Source organism: Streptomyces alkaliphilus (assembly GCF_014141535.1).
GTDB lineage: Bacteria > Actinomycetota > Actinomycetes > Streptomycetales > Streptomycetaceae > Streptomyces > Streptomyces alkaliphilus.
On sequence record NZ_VKHT01000732.1, the window covers coordinates 1 to 2644 of the forward strand.

Below are 2644 nucleotides of genomic sequence, written 5' to 3' on the forward strand. Positions count from 1 at the left end.
CACCGGCCACCCCCGGGTCACCCGCGCCCCGTTCCCGCCCTTCGCGCGTCGGTGCGTCCACCGACCGGCGGAAGGGGGAATGATCCACGGGAGAGTGACTCCGGTGGTCCCGGCCCGGAGCGGGATCCGGGGCCCGCGGGGCACCGGTGGGAGTGAGGCGGAGCGGTACGGCCGCCGCGCGGTCGCGGCACGATGCCGCGGAAGGGAGTGGTGGAGGATGCCGGAGCGGTCATGGCGGGGTCCGGTCCCGGCGCGGCCGGACGTGATCGTGGTGGGTGCCGGGGTCTCGGGGCTGGCCTGCGCGGCGGACCTGACGGCCGCCGGGCTCGAGGTGCTGGTGCTGGAGGCGTCGGACTCCCCGGGTGGCAGGATGCGCACCGATCACCACGACGGTTTCCTGCTGGATCGCGGTTTCCAGGTGTTCAACACCGGATATCCGCAGGTTCGCCGACGGATGGGGGGCGTCGGCCCCCGGATGCACCCCTTCACGCCCGGTGTGGTGCTGGCCACCGGCCGTGGACACCTGCGGTTCGGCGCGCCTCTCCCCCGACCGTCGGCTGCGGCGACCTTCCTGCGCGGCGGCCTGGGTCCTTTGGGGGACGTTCCGGCGCTGGGGTTGTTGAGCGCCCGCGACGCGCTGGCGCCGGCGTCGGTGATCAAGGCGGGTCCCGACGTCACGGTGCGCCGGGCGCTGGCGGAGGCGGGTATCTCGGACGTGTTGGTGGAGCGGTTCTTCCGACCGTTCCTGTCGGGGGTCTTCCTGGAGCCGGACCTGGCGACCTCCGCCCGGGTCTTCCACCTGGTGTGGCGAAGCATGTTGCGCGGCTCGCTGTGCCTGCCCGCCGGTGGGATCGGGGCGGTGCCGCGGTGGCTGGCCGCGGGGTTGCCGGAGGGCACGGTGCGCACCGGATGCCCGGTGCGGGAGGTGACGGACGAGGGCGTGCTCACGGAGGACGGTGCGGAGATCGGCGCCCGGATCGTGGTGGTGGCCGCGGAGGGGTCGGCCGCCGCCCGGTTGGTGCCGGGTGTGCCGTCGCCCCGGACCCGCACGGTGACCACCTACTACCACGCGTCGGAGCGGTCGCCCCTGGCGGAGCCCACCCTTCTGTTGGATTCCGCGCGGCACCGCTTCCTGAACTCCTGCGTGCTCAGCGAGGTGGCGCCCGGGTACGCGCCGCCCGGGGTGGCGCTGATCTCCACCTCCGTCCTCGGGGAGGACCGCCCCGGCCGGGAGGCGGAGCTCCGGGCGGCGCTGGGCGACGCCTACGGAGTGGACGCCTCGGCCTGGGAGGCGCTGCGCGCCGTGACGGTGCGCGGGGCCCTGCCGGCGATGGAGCCACCGCAGCCGCTCGGTCGGACGACCCGGGTCTCGCCCGGCAGGTACGTGTGCGGCGATCACCGGGCGACGGGCTCGGTGCAGGGCGCGATGGCGTCGGGGGCGCGGGCCGCCCGCGAGGTACTGGTGGACGTGGCCCGGGCGGCCGGGTTGTTGCCCGCGCGGCGGTGAGAGGCCCCCGGCGGCGGGTCGGGGCACCGGGCGTTCCGGTCCCCCGACCCCGGCGTGTCCGGGGGCTCCGGCGGTGGGGTGTCCGCCTCAGGAGACCGTGAGGACGATCTTCCCCCGGGTGCGGCCGGCCGCGCTGCGCCGCCACGCCTCGGCGGCCGAGGAGAGCGGGAGGGTGTGCTCGACCGGCACGGTCAGACGGTCCTCCGCGGCGAGGCGGGCCAGTTCGGCGAGGTCCTCCGCGTCGGGGCGCACCCACAGGTACGAGCCGCCGACCTCCGAAACGCCCGGATCGGCGATGGAGACGATCCGGGCCGTGTCGTGGACCAGCGAGGCGGAGACGTCGCGGGTGTTCTCGCCGACGAAGTCGAGGGCGGCGTCCACACCGCGCGGCGCGAGGGCGCGCACCCGCTCCTCCAATTCGTCGCCGTATTCCACGGGCTCGGCTCCCAGTCCTCGCAGGAAGTCGTGGTTGCGAGGGCTCGCGGTGCCGATGACCCGGGCGCCGCGCAGGACGGCGAGCTGCGTACCGAGCGAGCCGACACCACCGGCTGCGGCGTGCACCAGAACGGTGTCGCCGGAGCCCACCCGGGCTCGACGCAACGACTGGAGGGCGGTGAGGCCGGCCAGGGGCAGTCCGGCGGCCTCGGCCCAGCCCAGGGATGGGGGCTTGTGGGTGATGAGCCGGACGTGGGCGGAGACGAGTTCGGCGTAGGTGCCGGCCTGGGTCCAGTCCTTGCGGAGGTAGCCGAGGACCTCGTCGCCGGGTTCGAACTCCCGTACGTCGAGGCCGACGCTCTCCACGACCCCGGAGACGTCCCAGCCGGGTACGAGGGGGAAACGGACCTCCATCAGGGCGTCGAGGGCCCCGGCGCCGATCTTCCAGTCGACCGGGTTCACGCCGGCGGCGCGGACCCGGATCAGAACCTCACCGGGGGCCACCCGGGGCTCCGGTAGTTCCTCCTCCCGGAGCTCGTCCGGTCCTCCGTATCGGTGCAGCGCGATGGCTTTCATAGTCGGTGCAGTGCCCCGGATGGGGAGCGGTATTCCCCCGGGGCCGGTGACAGGGCCCCCGGTCACCCGTTCCGCCGCACCGGGTCGCGCCGGTCCCCGCCGCACCGGGCACGGCGGGGACGACGG

The 2644-nt window shown here is 75.1% G+C and carries 2 protein-coding genes; one reads left to right on the plus strand and one right to left on the minus strand.

Features of this window, described 5'->3' with window-relative positions:
* Nucleotides 1-217: 217 nt before the first annotated feature.
* Complete coding sequence (locus tag FNQ90_RS19080) at nucleotides 218-1507, plus strand: NAD(P)/FAD-dependent oxidoreductase (RefSeq protein WP_182607488.1); 1290 nt, start codon at nucleotides 218-220, stop codon at nucleotides 1505-1507.
* Between the two features lie 87 nt (nucleotides 1508-1594).
* Here FNQ90_RS19080 and FNQ90_RS19085 read toward each other — a convergent pair whose 3' ends face one another.
* Nucleotides 1595-2518: an NADP-dependent oxidoreductase gene (locus FNQ90_RS19085; RefSeq protein ID WP_182607489.1), complete on the minus strand. Its 924-nt coding sequence runs from the start codon at nucleotides 2516-2518 to the stop codon at nucleotides 1595-1597.
* Between the last annotated feature and the right edge of the window lie 126 nt (nucleotides 2519-2644).